Here is a 19,398-nt window from a genome sequence, read left to right as displayed (position 1 = left end):
GTGGATCAGCTCTCGCTGTGAAGTGTGGAGCCTCGCTCTGCACGGGTTCTGGATGGTCTCTGGACGAAATCTGACGGTAGGTTGCTATGTGAACGCGGACAGCAACCAAAACGGTCAAGGGAGCAGGAACTGGACTCCGGACTGCGAGTCGGATTGCTCGGCGCGCCCGCGGCCTCGCTGAGCGGCCGGCCGCTCAGCCTCGGGCCACCGCGGCAGCGTGCGGTGCTGGCCGTCCTCGCCTTGCGCGCCAACCACGTCGTGTCCCGCGCCGAGCTGATCGACGGGGTCTGGGGTGACGACCCACCGGCCAGCGCGGACAACGGCATCCACACCTACATCGCCGGCCTGCGCAGACTGTTCGAGCCGGACCGCGAGGCCCGCGCGCCGAGCCAGGTCCTGCTCTCCACGGACGCTGGATACCTGCTGAGACTCGCCGACGACCAGTCCGACCTGGCGATGTTCCGCGCCCGGTTGGAGGAGGCGAACCGCCTGCGGCCGACCGATCCCGCCCTGGCGATCGAGGCGTTCGACACCGCGCTCGGACTGTGGCGCGGCGTCGCGCTGGACGGCGTGCCCGGACCGACCGCGGCGGTGGAACGCGCCCGCCTCGCCGAGCTGCGGCTCACCGCGATCGAGCAACGCGCCGCGCTGATGTTGTCCGTCGGCCGGGAGGCCGAGGTCGCCGCCGAGCTGACGAGCATGGTCAGCCAGCACCCGTTGCGGGAACGGCTGCACGGGCTGCTGATGTCCGCGCTCTACCGCGGGGGACGGCAGGCCGAGGCGCTCACGGTCTACACGAACCTGCGCAAGCTGCTGATCGACGAGCTCGGCATCGAGCCCGGTCCCGAACTGCGCCAGCTGCACGAACAGCTGCTCGTCGGCCGCCACGATCCGCAGCCGGAACCGGCCGCGAGCGCGTTCGTCCCCGCGCAGCTGCCGCACGACGTCCGCGACTTCACCGGCCGCGACGCCGAGCTGGACCGGTTGCGGGAGATCTTCGCCGAGTCACGCGACCACGCGCCGGTGCTGGTCACGATCACCGGGTCCGGTGGCGTCGGCAAGACCGCGCTCGCGGTGCGGTTCGCGCACGGCGTCGCCGCCCGGTTCCCGGACGGCCAGCTGCACGTCGACCTGCGCGGGTTCGACGCCTCGTCGCCGCCGCTGCAGCCCGCGGGGGCGTTGCACCAGCTGCTGCAGAGCCTCGGTGTGCCGTCCGAACGCATTCCGGACGACGTGTCCGCGAAGGCCGCGCTGTACCGCAGTGTGCTGGCGGGCAAACGCGTGCTCGTGCTGCTCGACAACGCCCGGCTCGCCGAACAGGTCCGGCCGCTGCTGCCCGGCCGCTCGGCGTCGATGGTGCTGGTGACCAGCCGCAACCAGCTCGGCGGGCTGGTCGCCCGCGACGGCGCGCACTCGATCACGCTGGGCACGCTGACCGACGACGAGGGCCTGGCGTTGCTCGGCAGCGTCGTCGGCGCGCAGAAGGTGGCCGACGAGCCCAAGGCGGCGGAACGCCTGGTCGAGCTGTGCGGGCATCTGCCGCTGGCGTTGCGCATCGCGGCCGAACGCGCGGTCACCCGGCCGCACCTCACGCTCACGGACATGGCGGACGACCTCGCCGACGAGCACGGCCGGCTCAACGTCCTCGCCACCGGCGACGACGAGGACACCGCGGTCCGCGCCGCGTTCTCCTGGTCGTACCTGGCGTTGAAACCCGACGCCGCGCGGATGTTCCGGCTGATCGGCCTGCACCCCGGCGCGGAGCTCGGCGTGGGCGCGGCCGCCGCGCTCGCCGGCACGCCCGTGGCACGCGCACGGGTGTTGCTCGACGTGCTGACCGGCGGGCACATGCTGGAGGAGGTCGCGCGGGGCCGGTTCCGCATGCACGACCTGCTTCGCCTGTACGCCACGGAACTCGCGGACACCGAGGAGTCCGCGCAGGGCCGGCACGACGCGCTCACCCGGCTGCTCGGCTGGTACCTCGGCAACGCCGACCGCGCCGGGTCGATCATCTCGCCGCCCGACCACCCGCGGCTCGCCGAGATCGATGAGTCCACTTCGGACCTCACCACGCATGAAGAGGCTTTCGGCTGGTGCACAACGGAACTGCCCAACCTCGTCGCGGTCAGCCGGATGGCGCTGGAGCAGGGCGAGGACGGTCCCGCGTGGCAGATCCCGTTGGCACTGTGGAACTTCCTCATCATGTCCAGCGCGCTCAGCGAGTGGAACGAGACGTACCGGATCGCCGAACAGGCCGCCGAACGGTCGGGAAACCGGCTCGCGCAGAGCTACGCGATCCACGGGCAGGGGCTGGCGACGTTCCGCCAGCAGCGGTTCGCCGAGTCGCTGGAACTGTTCGACCGCGCGCTGGCGATTCGCCGGGAGATCGGTGACCGCGAGGGTGAGGCGTGGAGCCTCACCGGGCTCGGCATGGCCTACGGCGGGCTGCGCCGGTTCGACCTGGCGGTGGCCCGGTTCGAGGCGGCGGTCACCGGCCATCTCGAGGAGCGGTCGTGGTTCGGCGAGGCGGCTACGCGGTTGTTCCTCAGCGACGCGCTGCGTGAGGGCGGCCAGTACGAGAGCTCGCTGCGGTCGGCGCGGGCCGCGCTCACGTTGTTCACCGACAACGGCGCCGTGCACGGCAAGGGCATGGCGCTCAACGGCGTCGGCCGCGCGTTCCGCAGGCTCGGCCAGCTGGTCGAGGCGATGGAGCACTTCCGCCAGGCGCTCGCGTTGATGAAGATGCTGGGCGACCGCAAGAGCCAGGCCGAGGCGCTGCACGGGCTGGGTGAGGCGAGCTACGCGTCCGGGCAACCGGCCGTAGCGCGCACCTACCTGCTGGACGCGCTGTCGATCTACGAGGACTACGACCACCCCGCCACGCCCGAGGTGCGGGCGTTGCTCCACGAGATGTCTTGAGGGATCACATGGACGTCGGCCAGATGATGCGGGCCAACGAGCAGAACTGGGACACCCGCACGCCGGTGCACGTGGCGAGCGCGTTCTACGCCCAGGACCCGTCGTACTGGTTCAGCCCGTACGAGTGGGACGACCTCGGTGACGTGGACGGGCGTTCGTTGCTGCATCTGCAGTGCCACATCGGCGCGGACACCGTCGAGTTCGCCCGGCGGGGCGCTCACGTGACCGGGGTGGACATCTCGGCTTCGTCCCTGGAGCAGGCGCGGCGGATCGCCTCGGGCCACGGCGTCGACATTTCTTATGTGCACGCCAACGTGTACGACGTCGAGCTGCCTTCGTCGTCGTTCGACATCGTCTACACCGCCAAGGGTTCGCTCTGCTATCTGCCGGATCTGCCGCGCTGGGCCTCGTTGATCCAGTCGTGGCTCAAGCCCGGCGGTGTCCTGTACGTGGCGGAGTTCCACCCGTTGCTCAACGCGTTCGGCCCCGCGCCCAAGCCGGACCAGTCCGAGGAACTGTTGGTGCGCCACGACTATCTCGAGGGGCGCGGGGCGCAGCGCAAGGACTCCGGCCACACGTACACCGACGGTCCGGCGTTGTCCGGTGCGACGGTGAGCTACGAGTGGGCACACGGGCTCGGTGAGGTGATCACCGCCGTGGCTTCCGCGGGGTTGCGGGTGACGACCGTGCGGGAGTCGTCCGAACTGCCGTGGCCGCGGTGGTCGCGCATGGTGCGCAACGAGCGGGGCTGGTGGGAGCTGCCGGCGGACGAGCCGCGCGTGCCGCTCTTCTACGCCCTGCGCGCGGTGAAAGACTGACGCGATGGTGAGGATTCGTGGTCACGCCCTGCCGGACGGCGAGTACGTCGACCTCTGCGCCGACGGCGACCGGTGGACCACGGATCCCGCGGCCGGTGCGGAGATCATCGAGGGCTGGCTGCTGCCGGGTCTGGTGGACGCGCACACCCATCCGGGTGCCGAGCAACCGGGCGCGCCCTTCGACGAGCGGATGCTTCGCGATCACCTGCATCAGCACGTCGACGCGGGCGTCACGCTGATCCGGTCACCCGGCCTCGCGGGTGATCCGCCACCGTGGTTCGGCGAGGACCCGGACGTGCCGCGCGCGTCGCACGCCGGGCCGTGGCTCGCGCAGGCCGGTCAGTTCTTCGACGGCTGGGGCCGCAGGCCCACGCACGCCGAGCTGCCGGAAGTCGCCGCCGCCCAGGCTCGCGTGTCCGGGTGGGCGAAGATCATCGCGGATTGGGGCCCAGGTGACGAGGCGGTGCCGGTCGACGTCATGACCGCCGTCGCCGACGCGGTGCACGCGGTGGGCGGCCGGGTGGCCGTGCACACGCAGCACGCGGCGGGCAGCGAGGCCGCGGTTCGCGCCGGCGTCGACTCGATCGAGCACGGCATGTGGCTCGACCACGACCTGCTGGACGGGATGGCGCGGCACGGTATCGCTTTGACGCCGACCCTGTCCGGTTTCCTCACGATCGTGGACCACGTGCGCGAGCGGCCGGACGACGACCGGAAGAAGTGGATCGTCGGCGGTACCGACCGGCACGGTGCGGTGGTGGCCGCCGCGGCCGAAGCGGGGGTCCGGGTGCTGGCGGGGACAGACTCGGTGCCGCACGGTCGCGTCGGCGACGAGATCAGGGCACTGGCGAACGCCGGGATGCGACCGCACGACGCGCTGGGCGCCGGGTCGTGGGAGGCACGGAAGTATCTGGGGTTGCCCGGGCTGGAGCCGGGCGCGCCCGCGGATGCCGTGGTGTACGCCGAGGATCCGCGCCAGAACCTCGACGCCCTGGAACACCCGGAGGCCGTGGTCCTTCGAGGCGTGCGAGTGCGCTGAACACCCCTGGGGGTCATCCCCGATGTGCTTGTCGTGATGTGTAGGCAAGCTACATGTCATGGCGAAGCGCGCGAAGAACCTGCTGGTGTGGCTGCACGGCCTGACGTCCGTCGGCTGGATGAGCCAGGCGCTGGCGCTGTTCGTGCTGGTCGTCTACGGCCTGAAGACCGGTGATGCGGCCGGGTTCCGGATGGCGCAGGTGCTCGACCACCGCCTGCTGGCGATGCTGGCGAACGCCTCGGCGTTCACCGGCATGATGCTGTCCGCGCTGACGCCGTGGGGCTATTTCCGGCACTGGTGGGTGCTCGCCAAGTTCGTGATCACCGTCGTGCAGCTGTACCTGGGCATCTTCCTGTTGAGCGGCAACCTGAACGCGGCGGCGTCAACCGGCGGGACCAGCCCGGCGATGCCGGTCGGCACGGCCTTGATGGCGTCGGCGATCGCGTTCCAGCTGTGGCTCTCGGTGGCGAAACCCTGGAAGAGGACGCCGTGGTCGACCGCGAAGAAGCTGCCGACCGGATCGCCCACGATGTTCCTGGTCGCCGTGGCGGTGCCGATCGCGGACTGCGCGATCGGCACCTGGCTGGGCAATCCGATGCCCGCGTTGTCGTTGCTGGTGGTGATCGGTTACTCGGTCAGGCGGGCCGCCACGGCGAGGTCCCGGTCGTCGGCCGGGTCGGGTCGTGGAACGCCGGCAGGTCCGGCTCGTCGAGCCGCAACGGCACCAGGCCCTCGGTGATCGCGCGCATGATCCGTTCGTGCGCGCGCCGGGCGTCGCCCGCGGTCTCCGGCTTGAGGTCCGACAGTTCGACCGGCTTGCCGAAGTGCACCTTGAAGACCGGCCGCCTGCGCAACGCGCGCAGCCACGACGTGAGGTAGGGCAGGAAGTCCCGCCAGCCGCCGACGCTCAGGTTGCCCCAGTAGACGGCCTCGTGCGCACCCCACTGGCTGACCGGGACGACCGGGATGTTGCCGCCCAGCGCCATCCGCGCCACGCCCGTCTTGCCGCGCTCGGGCCACAGGCCGGGGTCGAGGCTGATCTTGCCCTCGGGGTAGACGGCGATCGGGTCCGTGCTCTTCTCCAGCGCCTCGACGGCCCGGTGCATCGCCTCGCCGACGTTCGCCGACGCCCGGTCGACCCGCAGGTGCCCGCACGCCTTCAGCGCCGGACCCATGATCGGCGCGTCCAGCAGGCCGCCGGCCAGCATGAACCTCGGGTTGAGGTCCTTCTGGCGGCACGCCGCGATGAGCACGAACGGGTCGAGGTTGCCGATGTGGTTGGACGCGAGCAGCAGCGGCTTGCCCAGCAGGTCGGCCGGGATGTCGCCGGTGACCTCGAGCCGCCCGGTCAGCCGGACGAACCCGCGGTCGATCGCCATGAGCACGCGCCACAGAAGAGGTGTGGACACGGCGGGGAGACTACGGCGTGTCGGAAGTCCATAGAGCACGATCCGGGCAACCATGGGATACAGCACTGCGTCTCGTGACTGTTGGGGCAGGTGAGACGCGAGGGACTACCGTAGACCTATGGCCGGCCGAACAGGGACATCGCGCAAGAGCACGTCGCGGGGCAGAACAGCTGCCAAGCCACGGGCGCGGTCCACTGCTGCCCGAAAGCCACCCGCCCGGAAGAAGTCCGGCTCCGCGGTCGGCGCTGTGTGGGGCGCTCTGGGGCGTGGTGTGGGCAGCATCGTCCGTGCGGTCGGCCGGGGCAAGGACCTCGATCCCGAACACCGCCGCGACGGGCTCGGCCTGCTGCTGATCGCGCTGGCCGTGGTCACCGGCGCGGGCGTGTGGTTCCGTGCCGCGGGACCGGTCGGCCAGTGGGTGGACGTCGCGGTGCGCAGCTCGGTCGGGTTCCCCGCCGTGATCGTGCCGCTGGTGCTGCTCGGCGTCGGCATCACGTTGATGCGCACCGATCCCAAGCCCGAGGCGCGGCCCCGGCTGGTGGTCGGCGGCCTGTTGATGATGATCGGCCTGCTCGGCATGTTCCACCTCGTCGGTGGTCTGCCGATGGACGCCGTCGCGCGCCGCAGTGCCGGTGGGGCCCTGGGGTATCTCGCGGGCGGGTTCCTCGCGCAGGGCGTGACGCCGTGGGTCGCGGGGCCGTTGCTCGTGCTGATCTTCGCCTACGGCCTGCTGCTGGTGCTGCACTGGCCGATTCGCGAGGTGCCGCAACGACTTTCGGCGCTGATGCACCCCGGTTCCGAAGCCCCTGCCGAAGAGCAGCCGGCGGAAGAGGAAGAGCCGAAGCCCGTCCGGTTGCGCCGTCCGTCGCGTCGTCGTCAGGCCGCGACGCCCATCGAGGACGAGGTGCAGCCCGAGCTGCCGCTGGACGCGGAACCCGCGCCGAAACCCGTCAAGGAGACCCCGGCTCCGGCCGCGAAGAAGCCTCCGCTGCCCACGCGCGCGGTCGACGGCGACTACCAGCTGCCGCCGCCCACGATCCTCAAGGACGGCGACGCGCCGAAGGCCCGCAGCAAGGCCAACGACCTGATGATCGAGGCGATCACCGGCGTGCTCGACCAGTTCTCGATCGACGCGCAGGTCACCGGCTTCACCCGTGGCCCGACGGTCACCCGGTACGAGGTGGAGCTCGGGCCGGGCGTGAAGGTCGAGAAGATCACCGCGTTGACCAAGAACATCGCCTACGCGGTGGCCACGGACAACGTGCGGCTGCTCGCGCCGATCCCCGGCAAGTCCGCCGTGGGTATCGAGGTGCCCAACAGCGACCGCGAGATGGTGCGCCTGGGCGATGTGCTGCGTTCGCCGTCCACGGTCAAGGACACGCACCCGATGGTGATCGGCCTCGGCAAGGACATCGAGGGCCACATGGTCACCGCGAACCTGACGAAGATGCCGCACCTGCTGGTCGCGGGCTCCACGGGTTCCGGCAAGTCGTCGTTCGTGAACTCGATGCTGGTGTCGTTGCTGGCGCGCGCGACGCCGGACGAGGTCCGGATGATCCTGATCGACCCGAAGATGGTCGAGCTGACCCCGTACGAGGGCATCCCGCACCTGATCACGCCGATCATCACGCAGCCGAAGAAGGCCGCGGCGGCGCTGGCGTGGCTGGTCGAGGAGATGGAGCAGCGTTACCAGGACATGCAGGTCAACCGGGTGCGCCACATCGACGACTTCAACCGCAAGGTGAAGTCCGGCGAGATCTCGGCGCCGCCTGGGTCCGAGCGCGTCTACCGGCCGTACCCGTACATCATGGCGATCGTCGACGAGCTCGCCGACCTGATGATGACCGCGCCGCGCGACGTCGAGGACGCGATCGTCCGCATCACGCAGAAGGCGCGTGCGGCGGGCATCCACCTCGTGCTCGCGACGCAGCGTCCGTCGGTCGACGTCGTGACGGGTCTGATCAAGACGAACGTGCCGTCGCGCTTGGCCTTCGCCACGTCGTCGTTGACCGACTCCCGCGTCATCCTGGACCAGCCCGGCGCCGAGAAGCTGATCGGCATGGGCGACGGACTCTATCTCCCGATGGGCGCGTCGAAACCCGTGCGCATCCAGGGCGCGTTCGTCGGCGACGAGGAGATCTCCGAGATCGTCGACTTCGCCAAGAACCAGGCGCAGCCGGACTACACCGACGGCGTCACCGCCGCCAAGGCCGGTGAGAAGAAGGAGATCGACGCCGACATCGGCGACGACCTGGAGCTGCTGGTGCAGGCGACCGAGCTGATCGTCACGTCCCAGTTCGGCTCGACGTCGATGCTGCAGCGCAAGCTCCGCGTGGGCTTCGCGAAGGCCGGTCGCCTGATGGACCTGCTGGAGACGCGCGGTGTCGTCGGCCCGTCCGAGGGTTCGAAGGCGCGCGAGGTGCTGATCAAGCCGGACGAGCTGGAGTCCGTGATCCACCTGATGAGGGGCGGGGGCCCGATCGACGATGACGCCTGACGAACTGCTCACCACGACGAGGACCGTCCGCAAGCGCCTGGATCTCGACCGTCCGGTCGACCTCGAGGTGGTCCAGGACTGCCTGCGGATCGCCCTGCAGGCGCCGAACGGTGGCAACCGTCAGCGCTGGCGGTGGATCGTCGTCGCCGACGCGGAACAGCGGGCCGCACTCGCCGCCCTGTACCTGAAGGCGGCGCGGACCTACTTCGCGACGTCCAACGCGGAGACCAAAGTGCGGGAGTCGGCGGAGTACCTCGCGGAGAACCTGCACCGGGTGCCGGTGTTCGTCATTCCGTGCCTGGAGCTGCCGGAGCTGCCCGCGGGCAACCAGGCCGGCATCTGGGCGTCGATCCTGCCCGCGACGTGGAGCTACATGCTGGCGGCGCGCACCCGTGGTCTCGGCACCGCGTGGACGACGTTGCACCTGAACTACGAGCGTGAGGCGGCCGAGATCCTCGGCCTGCCCGAGACCGTGCGTCAGGCGGCGCTGATCCCGACCGCGTACACGCTGGGCACGGACTTCAAGCCCGCTCGTCGCGAGGCGCTCGAGGACGTGCTGCACCTCGACCGCTGGTGACGTTTTCGACACTCTGTCGATTAATTCGGACGACCCGTCGAAGAATTCCGGCTGAATCGCGCCCAATTGAGATCGCGCGTTGAACCGCTGCGTGACGTTTTGTCGTGTAGGGGTGGAATATCGGCCACTGATGGAGTTCTGGACATGAAGGCTGCCATAGGCAAGCCGCTTGTTTCCGGAGTCAGGCGTGAATGCGGTGGCGGCTGGTTAGCGAATTTGAACGTTGATCGATCCGATCCGTTCTTCTACGACCATCCGCTCGATCACGTCCCCGGAATTCTGCTGGTTTGTGGACTGCTCGACCTCGTCGGGCACGCGAGTGGGTCCCCTGGTCCCCGGCTGAGGTTGTCGCTCGGCTTCCCCGCGTTCTGCGAGCACGACGATCCGGTCGAGCTCGTCGCGACGCCGTCGTCCGAGGCGGTCAGAGGCCGGTGGGAGGTGTCGGCGGTCCAGCGCGGCCGGTCCGTGTGCGAAGGGTGGATCGGGCATCTGGGACGCCCGGAGCCGGCCGGCGTGCCCGGAGCCGAATCGGAGAACGCTCCCATCCGGGCGGAACTGGTACACCGGGTCAATCCGGACAACATCGCCATCGGGACGATCGAAGAGCGTGACGGGAACAGGTCTGTTCCCGTTCTCCCGCCGAAGCGAGGTCATTTCCTCGAGCGTTGTGACAACGGAACGCACAGTGCCGAAAAACTGATCGAGGCGGCGCGGCAGGCCACGACGATGATTCCCATCGAGTTCGGCGGGCATCCGGCGGACAGCAAGTTCCTGTGGCTCTCGGTGGCGGCGGACCTGCCGCATGGGGTTCCGTCGCGCGTTCCCACGGCATTGCGATTCGGCCACGACCACGGCCGCGGCTCGCGCTACCGGTTCCTCTTCGAGCTCGTCACGGGTGACGCCGTGCTCGGCCGGCTGGTGTCGGAGTGCGCGGTGATGACGGCGGGCACCTACGCCGCGCTGCGCCCGAAGGGAGCCGGGGCGTGAGCACCGTCGCGCTGGTCCGCCGGGTTCCGCTCGCGCTGTTCGTGGTCGCCGTCGGCGCGTGTGCGATCGGCCTGCTCCGGCAGGCGAACCCGTTGGCGGTGCTCGTGATCGGGGCCTACCTGCTGTGGCTCTTCGCCGAGGCGCGGATCACCGTGCGGACGCCCACCGAGTCGGCCGCCGAGGAACGCACCCTCGCGCCGTACGCGGCCGTCCGGGTCGCGACGTGTGCCGCCGCGGTCCTGGGACCCGTGCCGCAGTGGCACGCGTGGCAGCTCGTGCCCGCTCTCGTCTTCGCGCTGGGGGTTTTGCTGCGGCTGCGGGCGATCGCGGTGCTGGGCCGGTTCTACTCGCACCACGTCGTGCGCCACCAGGACCACGAGATCGTCACGACCGGTCCGTATCGCTTCGTCTGCCATCCCGCCTACACCGGGATGTTGCTGGCGCACCTCGGTTTCGTCGCCCTCTTCGCCAATCCCGTGAGCGTCGTGCTCGTCGTGGCGCTCGCGGCCGTGCTGGTGTGGCGCATCCGCGTCGAGGAACACGTGCTGCTCGCCGTGCCCGGCTACCCGGCCTACGCCGAGGGCCGCGCTCGCCTGATCCCCGGAGTGTGGTGAACCGTGGACCTCGTTCTGGATGGCGACGCGCTGGTCGACCCGACCCGCGTCGGCCACAAGTTCGCCCGGCAGGAAGTGTTGCGGCGCGCGGGATTCCCGGTGCCGGAGTTCTTCTGCGTGCCGGTCGAGGCTTTCGACGAAGCGGTCGCGAGGACACCCGACGCGGACGGCATTCGGGCGGCCGGTGTGCCGGCCGAGCTGGTGCGAGCGGTGCTCGAACGGTTCGACGAGCTGGCCGGTCCCGACGGCCTGGTCGCGGTGCGCGCGTGCGTGGTCGCCGACTCCGATGGCGGGGGCGAGGACAGCGCTCGCGATCCGTTCGCCGGGCTTTCCGACAGTTTCCTGTACGTGCGGCGGGAGGATGTACCGGGGCGCATCGCGGACTGCTGGGCGTCGGCGTTCAACCCGGAGGCGGTGCTCTACCGGACCCACCGGGGCATCGATCCGCGGTCCGCGCGCGTCGCCGTGGGCGTGCAACGCATGGTGCTTGGGCTGCGTTCGTTCGTCGCCTTCAGCCGGGATCCGCGCGACGGCGGCGACCGGTGCGTCATCGCCGCGGCGCACGGCATCGGTGAGGGCGTGGTCGCGGAGCGGGCCGACATCGACCACTTCTACGTCGACGAGAACGGTGTTCGCGCCGAGATCGTGCGCAAGACCCGGATGGTCGGGCACGGTTCGCTGCCGGCCGAGGTGCCCGCGGAACTGCGGGATCCGCCGGTGCTGACCGACGCGACGGCGGTGCGGATCAGTGAGCTCGCCCGCGACGTGGCGGCGTATTTCGGCGCACCGCAGGACATCGAGGGCACGATCACCGCCGACGGGATGATCCACCTGCTGCAGGCGCGTCCCGTGGTGCTGCCCGCCGAGCGGGCGGAGTGGACGAACCACAACGTGACCGAGAGCTTCCCCGGACTGACGTGTGCGCTGACGTTCTCGCAGGCGCAGGTGTTCTACCGGGAGACGTTCGCCGACTTCTACCGCAGGATGGGCGTGCCGGCCCCGGTGTTGCGCGCCAACGAACACCACCTGCGGCGCATGATCGCGTTGCTCGACCACCGCGTGTACTACCGCCTCGACTCGTGGCACGCGTTGCACGATCGGTTACCCGGCTTCGGTTTCCTGCGCCCGACGTGGGAACGGTCGCTCGGCATCAGCGATCCCGGTGGGGCGCACCGCGTGCGGCCGCGGGACCTGCTGCGTTCGTTGCCGCGCCTGGCACTGCTCGCGATCCGCCACCCGTTGGCGCATCGCGCCTTCCTTCGCTGGTGGGACGGCTTCGCCGCGGAACAGCAGTGCGACGGTGATGCCGAGACACTGGTCCGGACCTACCGGACGATGTGGGCCGAGGCCGGGCGACGGTGGGGCGTCACGATCGTCAACAGCTACTTCGCGTTGGTGCTGCTGGCGATCGCGGAGCGCCTCGTCGCGCCGGAACTGATGATCGGCCTGCTGAGCGGCGGCCCGGAGAACCGCTCGTTGCGCGCGCTGCGGTCCGCCATCGCGCTGTCCGAGCTGGTGCGCGCCAACCCGCGGCTCTGCTGCGATGTGCTGGCGCTCGACGAGCGTCGGGTGTGGGCGATGCTCATGGACGGCGGATACGGCGAAGCCGAGCGGGCGGCGTTCAGCGAGCACCTGCGCCGGTACGGCGACCGCACGGTGCACGACCTCAAGCTGGAGACCCTCACGCCGAGGCAACAGCCCTGGCTGTTGCTGACCACGCTGCGCCCGCTGATCACCGCGAGGATGACGGTCGCGGGCAGCGTCGCCGACGAGAAGGCGGCGTACCGCCAGGCGCGCGAACGTTTGCGGGAGACCGTGCGCGGACCGCTTCGTCGTGCCGCCGTGCGGGTGGTGACCCGAGTGCTGCGCGGTCTGGTGAAGGCCAGGGAGGACGCCAGGTTCTGCCGCAGCGAGCTGTACGGCCGGTCCCGGCAGATCCTGTGGCGGCTGGGCGGGATGCTCGCGGCCGGGCAACGGCTCGACGACGCATCGGAGGTCGTTCACCTGACGGTGGACGAGGTGCTCGGGGCCTTCGACGGCACCCTGATCGGTGAGGATCTCCGCGGCCTCGCGGCGCACCGCGCGTGGGAGATGGCGCTGGAGGGCGAACACCTGCCGTTGCCCCCGCACTTCACCACCGAGGCGGGTGCCTGTGTGGCGAATGCCCTGCCCGCGCACCGCGGTGTGAGCTCCGGACCGCTCGACGGCGTGAAGTCCTTGCGGGGCATCGCGTCGAGCAGCGGACGCGTGCGCGGTGAGGCGCGGGTCGTGCTCGACCCGGCCGCGCCCGGTGTGTCGTGCGACGGCAAGGTCCTGGTCGCGCGGGAGACCGATCCGGGGTGGCTGTTCCTGATGCTGACGGCGACCGCGATGGTGGTGGAGCGCGGCAGTCCCGTGTCGCACACGGCGATCACCGGGCGGATGCTCGGCATCCCGACCGTCGTGGGCGTCGAGGGCGCCACCCGGTTGATCAAGACTGGTGATCAGGTCGAGGTCGACGGCGGCGCGGGGACGGTGTGGCTCGATGCCTGACTTCCCGTTCCCCGAACGTCCTTGCCTGTTACCGCCCGTCGAGTACGACCGTCCACCCAGGACGGTCACCTTGCGCGGCGACCGGGAGGCGCTGCTCGTGACGAAGTACGAGGACGTGCGCACCGTGCTGGCCGACCCGAGGTTCAGCCGCGAGGCCTTCGCCGGGCCCGCGTTGTTCGCCCGTGAACGCCGGTCCCTCGCGCTCGTGGCGAGTGATCCGCCGGACCACACGCGGAGAAGGCGGGCGGTCACGGCCGCCTTCACCGCGCGGCACGCGGAACGCATGCGGCCCGAGCTCACGGCGATCGCCGACGAACTGCTGGCGAAACTGAGCTCGCCGGCGGATCTGGTGAACGAGTTCGCGATGCCGTTCCCGATGATCGTGATGTGCCGGATGCTCGGCGTGCCCGAGCGGGACATGGCCGCCTTGCGGGAGTGGGGCGACGCGATGATGTCGACGTCGCGGTTTCCCGCCGAGCAGGTCGCCGGCGCACATCGGCGCATGCACGAGTACTTCGCGCGGCTGGTCGACGCGGGTGAGCTGTTGATCGACGGATCGGATCTGGACCGCGAGGAGCTCGTCGCGCTCGGGGCGGGCATGTTCATCGCCGGTTATGAGACGACCGGCAACCAGCTCGCGATCTGCCTGTATCTGCTGCTGCGCGATCCGTCGCTGATGACGGCGGCACGAGCGGATCTGCCCGCACTGGTCGAGGAGATGCTGCGGTGGACGTCGTTCATGTCCACCGGTGGTCCGCCGCACGTGGCGCTGGCGGACGTGCCGCTGGGCGACGTCGTGGTGCGTGCGGGCCAGGCGGTCGTGCCGGTCATCGACGCCGCGAACCGGGACGGCGCGGTGTTCCCCGAGCCGGACCGGATCGTGCCGGACCGGGCGCCGAACCCGCACGTCGCGTTCGGACACGGACGGCACCACTGTCTCGGCGCGCACCTGGCGCGAGTGGAACTGCAGGTCGGCATCGGCCGCCTGCTCGACGTGCTCGGCGACATGCGTTTCGCCGTGCCGGAGCATCGGTTGACGTGGAGAAGGGGAATGTTCGTGCGCGGGTTGTGGGAGTTGCCGGTCGAATGGGGTAAGCCGTGCTGACGGAATCCGTGCGCTCATGGGCGCCCGACGACGTCGGGTTCACCGACGCGCAGATCGAGGCGGCGCGGGTCGTGGTCACCGAACAGCTCGCGGACGTCGAGCTGGCCTTCCTCGCGGGCAGTCTCGCGGTCGGTCTCGGGCACGGCACGTCCGACATCGACCTGTACGTAGTGGGGCCCGACCTGCCGGCCGCGGAGGTGGTGCACGAGCACCGGGGCATTCCGGTGCACGTGAACCCGTTGAGCGCGGCCAAGGTGCGCGAGCTGGTGGCCATCGCGGACGTGTACCGGACGACGGGAGCGGACCGGTCGCAGGCCGCGATCCACGTGAAGACCCTGAACTCGCTGGTCCGCCTGGCTGGTGGGCAGCGGCTGCTCGTGTCGCCCGCCTGGGCCGAGGAGCTCGCTCGCCTCGACGCGAACGTGGTGCGGCAGATTCTCATGGTGCGCAACGGAAACGTCGCCTCGGCCTACGCCGAGGACGTCTCCGGTGCGTTGGCCACGGGCGACCTGCTGACCGCGGTCAGCGCGTCGGCGCTCGCGCTGGAGTCGGCGTGCGAGGCCGCGCTGGCCGCGTCCGGTGATCTCTACGTCGGGCCGAAGTTCCTGTTCCGCAGGCTTGCCCGCACGCGGGAGCTGGGGGCGTGGTGTGACCTCGTGTTCTGGCTCAACAACCAGAACGTGCCGCGTAACAAGGTGGGCTGGCTCACCGCGCAACGCCTCAACGCGGCCGCGGTCCTGCTCGCGTGGTGCGCGACCGACGGCTGGGAGGGGCTGCCCGGCACACTGCCCGCGCCGCCGGGGGAGTGGCCGCCGTACGCGCCCGGCCCGTTGCGCAACGTCTACTTCACGCCGTTGCGCTTCGCCGACGGCTGGGCGTTGATCGGGCCGGAGGACGGGTTCGAGGTCTCGGAGTGCGTGGTCCGGCTGTGGGGCGGGCTCGACGGCAGGCCGCTGGCCGAGGTCGTGAACTCCGTGCCGGACATCGGTCTCGAGGAGGCCGCGGACGCCGTCGCGCAGCTCGTCCGGTTCGGCGCGGTCCGCCCCGCCCAGCCCGCCGCGCAGGGCAAGCTGTTCATCCGCAGGGCCCCGCAGTTCAGCGTGCACCCCAAGGCGGCTGTCGGTGGTGCCGCGTGAGGATGGTGAGCATCGTCGGCGCCGATGGCGTCGGAAAGTCCACGGTGACCGCGGCTTTGCGGGAACGGGTGCCCGCGCGGCTGGTCGACCGCTGGGACATCGTAGGAAACCAGGACTATCCCACCGCCTCGTGCCTGGTGGACGACACGCGCGTCGTGCGGTCGTGCGCGGCGCGGATGTCCAGTACGCCCCGGCTGTTGTTCCTGGTGTGGGCGTCGGTCATGGCGATCACCGACAACTCCTCGGGCTGGGACCCGGACTCGGTGCTGCTGCTCGACGGTTACTGGGTCAAGCACGCGGCGAGCGAGATCGCGTACGGGGCGGACCCCGCGTGGGTGGAGGCGGTGACGGCGGGGCTGCCGCCGTCGGACCTGGTGATCTACCTGCGGTCCGATCCGGAGACCGCGTGGCTGCGCAAGGGCGGTGACGTGCTGCCGTACGAGTGCGGCATGGACATGAGCCGGTCGCGGGAGAGCTTCCTGGCGCACCAGCGCGAGATCCACCGGGTACTCGACCGCTGGTCGGCCCGGCACGGCTGGGTCGAGATCGACGCACGGCGGCCGCTGGATCTCGTGCTGGACGACGTCTCGGCGTGTTTCGAGGTGGTGCCCGGATGAGGACCGACGGGCTTTTCCTCGCGGGACTGGGGCTGCACCTGCCCGCGGTGACGCCGGTTTCATCAGCGGTGCGCGAGGGCTGGTACTCGGCGGAGGAATGCGAGGCCAGCGGGTGGACCGGGGCCGCGGTCGCCGGCTCGTTGTCCGCGCCGGACCTGGCGGTGCTGGCCGCGCGGCAGGCCGTCGAGCGATCGGGGCTGTCGGGTGACGACTTCGCCATCGTCGTGCACGCGTGCACGTACCACCAAGGGCTGGAGGGCTGGATCGCCCCGACCTACGTGCAGCGGCACACGATCGGCGGCACCGCCCCCGCGATCGAGGTGCGGGGAACGTGCACGGCGGCGTTGAGCGCCATGGAGATCGCGTACTGCTATCTGTCCACTTCGGACCGTTCGGCCGCGTTGATCTCCTGTGCGGACAACTTCAGCGGTCCGCAGATGGACCGCTGGCGCTACGCGGCGGGCGCGGGCACCAACCGGCTCTCGATCTTCGGTGACGCGGGCACCGCGGTCGTGCTGTCGCGGCGCACGGGGTTCGCAAGGGTGCTGGCCGTCGGCTCGGCGTCGCTGCCGGAGTTCGAGGAGATGTACCGCGGCGACGTGCCGCTGTACCCGCCGCAGTGCACGATCGGCGAACCGGTCCGCATCGGCGCCCGCATCGCCGAGTTCACCCGGCGTGCCCCCGCCGTCGTCCGGCGGGCCAGGGCCGAGATCACCGAGGCACGGACGCAGCTGGCCAAGCGGACGCTGGAGGAGGCCGGCATCAGCGCGGCCGACGTCACCCGCGTCACGCACGTGTTCAGCGGCGGCGAGCCCTACATTCGCAGTGTCCTCGACCCGCTGGGCATCGATCCGTCGCTCGGTGTCCTGGAGTTCGGCCGGGGCGTCGGCCACCTCGGTGCCAGCGACCACTTCGCGGCGCTCCACCACCTGCTGGAAACCCGTCAGCTGAGCTCGGGTGACCGCATCCTCATGCTCGGCAACGGCGTAGGTGTAACCCTGGCCTGCGCCGTCCTCGAAATCGTGTGACCACCGTTAAGGCCACCTTCACTGCGTCAGACGCAGTGAAGGTGGCCTTAACGGTACTTCTAGCGGGTGTAGGTGGTGACGGCGTCCGCCGTGGACGTGCTGGTGCCGCCGAACTTGCGGACCGCGGCGTAGTAGACGTCCGCGGTGCGCTTGCACGCCCAGTTGCCGCCGCACGCGTTGTACATGTCGGACTTGAAGTTGTTGTCGATCCGCAGCCGGTTCGACTCGGTGAACCGGCTCTGGCGCTTGTAGTTGCGGTAACCGAAGTCGTGCCGGTGACACGACGGTAAGAACTTGAACCCGAACGGGCTGTCGGGCGAGTACGAGCAGCCGTCGCTCGACCAGTCGAGCTGGCCGTTGTACGGCTGCTGGGCGCGGGCGGTCTCGAAGCCGGACAGGGACGTCGAGAACAGGTACTGGTCCGTGACGGCCGGGATGTTCACGGCCTGGGCCGTGCCGGTTCCGAAGATCAGTGCTACCGAGGCCGCGCTCGCGGCGATCGTGCTGCGCAGGGGTGATGACACAGGAAAACCTCCCATGTGTGCAGGGTCACGATCTTTGTATCGCCTCCTGTCGGAGCTCCGGTAGACAACTTCGGGTGAATCTCTGACCACATCAGACAGCCGCGCCCGCGCGAGCCGTACCCCTCAGACCGGCTCGGGCGGGCGCGAGATCAGTCGTCGTCCCCGCGCGCCAGGAACCGTTCGATCTCCGGCTCGGTCGGGAACTCGTCGGGCTTGTTCTCCAGCAGCGTCTCCGCGATCGCGGGCACCGGCTGGTCGGCCCACACGGGCTGGAAGTCGTCGCTGGGCAACAGTTCGTGCTTGCGCGCGAACCGTTCCGCGGCGTCGCGAATGGACTCTCTTAGTGTGCCGAGCACGGCCGTCTCGGCGGTGTAGGTCAGTTCGACGAGCAACGCCCGGACGTGCTCCAGCTGGTCCTCGTCGCCGGCCTGCTTGGCGAGCTGCGGCCAGAACCGTTCCTCGAACAGCCGCACGAAGTCGTCGGCGATGCCGTCGGTGGCCTTCTTCAGCCGCGCGAAGTTGTCCATCACGTCGTCGCTCGGCACGGCGAGGTGCGCCAGCCGTTTGCCGGACTCCAGCGCCCACCGCCGCGCGTGCGGCCAGCCGTACCGCCACCGCACGAGGCCCAGGCGCATCGCCCTGAGCAGGATCGCCGGCCGCATGTCGCCGATCGGGATAAGGCCGGTGACGTCCTTGACCTTCACCCGTACCCAGTCGTCGGGCCCCTCGGTGTCGCCGACGCCGAGCACCTCGGCGACGCTCGCGCCCTTCTCCCGTGCCTCGACCAGTTCGGCGATGGCAGGCAGCGAGAACCCGCGGTTCTGCAGCCGTTGCACGAGCGTGAGCCGTTCGACGTGGGTGGCGTCGTAGATCGCCACGCGCCCCTGCCTGCGCGGCGGGTGCAGCACGCCCTTGGTCTGGTACATGCGGATCGTGCTGCTCGGCAGCCCGGTCCGTGTCGCCAGCTCGTCAATGGTCACCCGGTGATCATGCTGGCCGGGTTTCTTAGAGTCAAGACTATTCGAGTATTTACTCTTAGAGTTCGAGCAACATGCGTGAGTTGCCGAACGTGTTCGGCTTGACGTACGAGAGGTCGAGGAACTCGGCGACACCTTCGTCGCGTGAGCGCATGATCTCCTCGTAGACCTCGTGCGACACCGGCGTGCCCTCGATCTCCACGAACCCGTGCTTGCCGAAGAACTTGGTCTCGAACGTCAGCACGAAGATCCGCTTCAGCTCCAGCTCGCGGGCGATGTCGACGAGCTTGGACACCACCTTGTGCCCGACGCCCCGGCCCAGCGAGACGGGGGAGACGGCGACCGACCTGATCTCGGCCAGGTCCTCCCACAGCACGTGCAGTGCGCCACACCCCAGCAGCTCGCCGTGTTCCTCCGCGACCCAGAACTCCTGCACGTCCTCGTACAGCGTGACCAGGGGCTTGGCCAGGAGGACCTTGCCCGCGTACTGGTCGATCAGGGCCTTCATCGCCCGCACGTCGCTGGTGCGGGCCCGTCGCACGACTACGCCACTCACCGGATCAAAGTAGCTCCCGCCTGACTGGCACGATTCCAGGGTGTTCTAGATCGTGGAAACTGA

General features: G+C 70.0%; 17 protein-coding genes. 13 read left to right on the top strand and 4 right to left on the bottom strand.

Annotation, left to right across the window (positions count from 1 at the left end; all coding sequences use genetic code 11):
* The first annotated feature begins 153 nt into the window (after positions 1-153).
* Genes QSK35_RS09835 through QSK35_RS09820 form a run of 4 tightly spaced genes read left to right on the top strand, consistent with a single transcriptional unit; the run spans position 154 to position 5,515 of the window.
* The gene (locus QSK35_RS09835; protein ID WP_285744424.1) at positions 154-2,919 is read left to right on the top strand and encodes an AfsR/SARP family transcriptional regulator; all 2,766 of its coding nucleotides are present in this window, start codon (positions 154-156) and stop codon (positions 2,917-2,919) included.
* Positions 2,916-3,737 (top strand): class I SAM-dependent methyltransferase, encoded by an 822-nt coding sequence (locus tag QSK35_RS09830; protein ID WP_285744422.1) that lies wholly within the window; start codon positions 2,916-2,918, stop codon positions 3,735-3,737. The genes QSK35_RS09835 and QSK35_RS09830 overlap by 4 nt, the downstream gene beginning before the upstream one ends.
* Positions 3,738-3,741: 4 nt before the next feature.
* Positions 3,742-4,776: an amidohydrolase family protein gene (locus tag QSK35_RS09825; protein WP_285744420.1), complete on the top strand. Its 1,035-nt coding sequence runs from the start codon at positions 3,742-3,744 to the stop codon at positions 4,774-4,776.
* A 58-nt stretch (positions 4,777-4,834) separates the two neighbouring features.
* A complete protein-coding gene (locus QSK35_RS09820) occupies positions 4,835-5,515 on the top strand; it encodes a hypothetical protein (RefSeq protein ID WP_285744418.1) in 681 nt (226 codons plus the stop codon).
* On the opposite strand, the gene QSK35_RS09815 is transcribed toward QSK35_RS09820, so the two are convergent.
* Positions 5,412-6,239: a lysophospholipid acyltransferase family protein gene (locus QSK35_RS09815; RefSeq protein WP_502881633.1), complete on the bottom strand. Its 828-nt coding sequence runs from the start codon at positions 6,237-6,239 to the stop codon at positions 5,412-5,414. The two genes, QSK35_RS09820 and QSK35_RS09815, sit on opposite strands and share 104 nt — an antisense overlap.
* A gap of 64 nt (positions 6,240-6,303) precedes the next feature.
* Between QSK35_RS09815 and QSK35_RS09810 the strand changes: the two genes are divergently transcribed.
* The 9 genes from QSK35_RS09810 (at position 6,304) to QSK35_RS09770 (ending at position 17,278) form a co-directional block, all read left to right on the top strand.
* Positions 6,304-8,682 carry a DNA translocase FtsK gene (locus QSK35_RS09810; RefSeq protein WP_285744416.1) on the top strand — a complete coding sequence of 793 codons (2,379 nt, stop codon included), beginning with the start codon at positions 6,304-6,306 and terminating at the stop codon, positions 8,680-8,682.
* Positions 8,672-9,259 (top strand): nitroreductase family protein, encoded by a 588-nt coding sequence (locus QSK35_RS09805; protein WP_285744415.1) that lies wholly within the window; start codon positions 8,672-8,674, stop codon positions 9,257-9,259. The genes QSK35_RS09810 and QSK35_RS09805 overlap by 11 nt, the downstream gene beginning before the upstream one ends.
* 216 nt (positions 9,260-9,475) lie before the next feature.
* Positions 9,476-10,246, top strand: a complete 771-nt coding sequence (locus tag QSK35_RS09800) for an AfsA-related hotdog domain-containing protein (RefSeq protein ID WP_502881632.1) — start codon at positions 9,476-9,478, stop codon at positions 10,244-10,246.
* On the top strand, positions 10,243-10,860 hold the full coding sequence (locus tag QSK35_RS09795; RefSeq protein ID WP_285744411.1) for a methyltransferase family protein: 618 nt from the start codon (positions 10,243-10,245) through the stop codon (positions 10,858-10,860). The genes QSK35_RS09800 and QSK35_RS09795 overlap by 4 nt, the downstream gene beginning before the upstream one ends.
* Positions 10,861-10,863: 3 nt before the next feature.
* On the top strand, positions 10,864-13,392 hold the full coding sequence (locus QSK35_RS09790) for a PEP/pyruvate-binding domain-containing protein (protein ID WP_285744409.1): 2,529 nt from the start codon (positions 10,864-10,866) through the stop codon (positions 13,390-13,392).
* On the top strand, positions 13,385-14,497 hold the full coding sequence (locus QSK35_RS09785) for a cytochrome P450 (protein WP_285744407.1): 1,113 nt from the start codon (positions 13,385-13,387) through the stop codon (positions 14,495-14,497). Before QSK35_RS09790 ends, QSK35_RS09785 begins: the two co-directional genes overlap by 8 nt.
* The gene (locus tag QSK35_RS09780; protein WP_285744405.1) at positions 14,491-15,633 is read left to right on the top strand and encodes a nucleotidyltransferase domain-containing protein; all 1,143 of its coding nucleotides are present in this window, start codon (positions 14,491-14,493) and stop codon (positions 15,631-15,633) included. Before QSK35_RS09785 ends, QSK35_RS09780 begins: the two co-directional genes overlap by 7 nt.
* Entirely contained in the window at positions 15,630-16,250 is a 621-nt protein-coding gene (locus tag QSK35_RS09775; protein WP_285744403.1) for a nucleoside/nucleotide kinase family protein, read from the top strand. Before QSK35_RS09780 ends, QSK35_RS09775 begins: the two co-directional genes overlap by 4 nt.
* Positions 16,247-17,278, top strand: a complete 1,032-nt coding sequence (locus QSK35_RS09770; RefSeq protein ID WP_285744401.1) for a ketoacyl-ACP synthase III family protein — start codon at positions 16,247-16,249, stop codon at positions 17,276-17,278. The genes QSK35_RS09775 and QSK35_RS09770 overlap by 4 nt, the downstream gene beginning before the upstream one ends.
* 59 nt (positions 17,279-17,337) lie before the next feature.
* Here QSK35_RS09770 and QSK35_RS09765 read toward each other — a convergent pair whose 3' ends face one another.
* The 3 genes from QSK35_RS09765 to QSK35_RS09755 form a co-directional block, all read right to left on the bottom strand.
* Positions 17,338-17,802 (bottom strand): phospholipase, encoded by a 465-nt coding sequence (locus QSK35_RS09765; RefSeq protein ID WP_285744400.1) that lies wholly within the window; start codon positions 17,800-17,802, stop codon positions 17,338-17,340.
* 149 nt (positions 17,803-17,951) lie between these two features.
* Complete coding sequence (locus QSK35_RS09760) at positions 17,952-18,782, bottom strand: MerR family transcriptional regulator (RefSeq protein ID WP_285744398.1); 831 nt, start codon at positions 18,780-18,782, stop codon at positions 17,952-17,954.
* Positions 18,783-18,837: 55 nt separating this feature from the next.
* Positions 18,838-19,335, bottom strand: a complete 498-nt coding sequence (locus tag QSK35_RS09755) for an amino-acid N-acetyltransferase (RefSeq protein ID WP_285744396.1) — start codon at positions 19,333-19,335, stop codon at positions 18,838-18,840.
* Positions 19,336-19,398: the final 63 nt, after the last annotated feature.

It is taken from the genome of Lentzea sp. NBRC 105346 (genome assembly GCF_030269605.1).
In the GTDB taxonomy this organism is placed as follows: domain Bacteria; phylum Actinomycetota; class Actinomycetes; order Mycobacteriales; family Pseudonocardiaceae; genus Lentzea.
The sequence above is the reverse complement of the archived record's forward strand: the minus strand, read 5'-3'. Positions and strand labels throughout refer to the sequence as shown.